Source organism: Ferroplasma sp. Type II (assembly GCF_000496155.1).
The window spans coordinates 58,425-60,468 of the sequence record NZ_KI542693.1 but is presented as its reverse complement, the minus strand read 5'-3'; the positions used below and the strand labels follow the sequence as shown (position 1 = coordinate 60,468).

3 protein-coding genes are annotated in these 2,044 nt (G+C 38.7%); 2 read left to right on the top strand and 1 reads right to left on the bottom strand.

Features of this window, described 5'->3' with window-relative positions:
- Nucleotides 1-5 precede the first annotated feature (5 nt).
- Both AMDU4_RS02750 and AMDU4_RS02745 read left to right on the top strand, forming a co-directional pair.
- Nucleotides 6-143, top strand: a complete 138-nt coding sequence (locus AMDU4_RS02750; RefSeq protein WP_290704008.1) for a 3-hydroxyacyl-CoA dehydrogenase family protein — start codon at nt 6-8, stop codon at nt 141-143.
- A 182-nt stretch (nt 144-325) separates the two neighbouring features.
- Nucleotides 326-991 carry an HAD family hydrolase gene (locus AMDU4_RS02745; protein ID WP_021786460.1) on the top strand — a complete coding sequence of 222 codons (666 nt, stop codon included), beginning with the start codon at nt 326-328 and terminating at the stop codon, nt 989-991.
- On the opposite strand, the gene AMDU4_RS02740 is transcribed toward AMDU4_RS02745, so the two are convergent.
- A partial coding sequence (locus AMDU4_RS02740; RefSeq protein WP_290703999.1) for an MFS transporter occupies nt 988-2,044 on the bottom strand: 1,057 nt, incomplete at its 5' end. The two genes, AMDU4_RS02745 and AMDU4_RS02740, sit on opposite strands and share 4 nt — an antisense overlap.

Here is a 2,044-nt window from a genome sequence, read left to right as displayed (position 1 = left end):
TAGACATAGTATACGATGTTTTAAAATCATTTAACAGGGCATATGGTGATGCATATATTCCCCCAGAGAGGTTAAAANATATGGTCATAGCGGGATACCTGGGCAGGAAAACCGGAAAGGGATTCTATGAATACAATAAATAGCGTGTTATCCTCTTAAACTAATTCTATTTATGTATTTTGAAACAGGAAGCTTTAATGCCCAGGTATGAGGTAGCTCACACATATTATTGTAAGATAAAACTAATCGTAAGAACTGATCTGGAGCAACTCTAGCAGGGAACCAACAAATAGAAAAACTCTAATAGACAAGGGCATTTATCTTTATGGAAAAGTTGCTTTTGTTTGATATTGATGGTACACTGATGGAAGAGTCCCCTACACACACGTATTCTTTCAATTATGTTTGTGAAAAGATTTACGGGGTGAAAACAGACATTGAATCATTTCCCAGGCATGGCATGACAGACACAGGAATACTCTACGGATTGCTAAAAAAACAAAATATTCCGGAAATAGAGATAAAGAATAAAATTAATGAAGCTTTCAGGACAATGGAGGAATATGTTTCCAGTAATATAAAGCCAGCAGATTATGCTTTGCTTAACAATGTCGATCACGTCCTCGAAACATTGAAGGAAAAAAAGTATGTTCTAGGCATTCTGACAGGAAACATTCAGCCAGTAGCCAGCATAAGAATTAAAAAGGCCGGAATTGAAAAATATTTTGCCACTGGAGGATATGGAAGTGATGATATTATAAGGTCAAAACTCGTTGATTATGCAATGGAAAGATATGGCAAGAGTATTCAAAAATCGGGAATATATCTTATTGGAGATACACCTTTAGATATAAAGGCAGCCAGAGAAGCATCGGTAAATGCAATAGGCGTGGCAACAGGGATGTATGATACAAACGACCTGAAATCTGCTGATCTTGTAATAGAAAATTTAAAGGATGAAAATAAATTGCTGGAATACCTTAAAAATTAATCATCGTTCGACGCTTTTTCCAGGCTTTCCCTTTTTAATTCCGGACCAAGTACTACCTCTGCAAGACCTCCTATAATAAGCACTATCCCGGTAACTACGAACACATATACTAGACCTAAGGGTAGCAGAGCAAGCAAAACGAATGGGCCTATAATGCCTCCCAATCTGCCGAATCCTATTGCCGTACCAACTCCAGAACCTCTTGCTCTTGTGGGAAACATTTCTCCTATCTGTGGATAAAGAAGTGCAGCTGCAGCATAGGTGAAGAAGTACATCAAAGACAGTATTGCAATAAATACCACAAAATCTATTGATTTTACAACTATTCCAAGAATAATAGCTACTATTCCTGCCATTATATATGTAATCAATATCACCGGTCTTCTTCCTATAACGTCTAGAAGGAATGCCCATAATAGAACCCCTAAGACACCAGCACCCAGTACAACGCTTAGTATGAGGCCAGTATCCTGGGATTTTATATGGTATATGTCCGTGAATATAAGTGGTATTATGGAGAATGCAGCATAATAAGGCCAAGTTTCTGTGAAATTAAGAATCCAGGAAAGTGCTATCCTTTTCTTATATTTTTTGAAAATAACACGAAATCCTTCTGATGCTCCAATATTGCCCGAGTCGGTCATTACTTTTACTGAGTTCTTAACCGGGGACAGCTTCCCGGTTTTCTTCTCTACTTGCAGTTCAATGCCTGCTACTATGAGTCCAGCCTCATCAACTTTTCCCTTCCTTAGAAGATACCTTATTGATTCGGGAAGATCAAGCCTGGCAACGAATATAAATGCCGCTAGCACCACTGCAGTAAGAAAAGCAATCCTCCATCCATAGCTCACAGGGAGATATGCAATTGCAAAGAATGATACAAATCCCGCAATGAATGTTCCAAAGTCAAACATAACCCCATTTCCTGTTCCCACAGAAAAACCTCTGTTTTTAGATGGNGAAAATTCCTCCAATGCTGTAATAGCAGAGCCCAGTTCTCCACCAATTCCGAACCCTGCAATGGCCCTCGAGGCTGCAAGCATGATATAGTTT